Raw genomic sequence first — 385 nt, 5'->3', positions numbered from 1 at the left:
GAACTGCGCGAGCGCCTCGGCGACCGGCTGGGACGGCAGTTCTCGCTCCAGTTCGAGCTGGAACAGCCCGCCGACCCGGCCAACCGGGTCACCCTCGACCCGGACCGGCGCGATCCGCTCGGCCTGCCCGTCCCGGCGATCCGCTACGACCTCTCCGACTACGTCCGCGAGGGCATGGCCTCCGCCCGGGCCGTCTCCGACCAGCTCTTCGCCCTGTTGGGCGCCGAGGACCACACCGCCTACCCGGGTGCCCACTGGCCGGGCCGGCTCGAACACCGCGGCGTCGTCCACGGCTACCGCGGCGCGGGCCACGCCGGGGGCACCCATCTCATGGGCGACTCGCCCGGCAGCTCCGTGGTCGACCACTGGCAGCGTTGCTGGGAGC

General features: G+C 74.5%; 1 protein-coding gene. It reads left to right on the top strand.

The annotated features are described in order from the left end of the window. The coding region (locus ACFQ87_RS46585) for a GMC oxidoreductase (protein ID WP_380617110.1) at nucleotides 1-385 on the top strand (385 nt) is incomplete at both ends.

This window comes from Kitasatospora sp. NPDC056531, from assembly GCF_042794375.1.
Classification (GTDB): Bacteria; Actinomycetota; Actinomycetes; order Streptomycetales; family Streptomycetaceae; genus Kitasatospora.
This window is presented reverse-complemented; position numbering and strand designations above follow the sequence as displayed.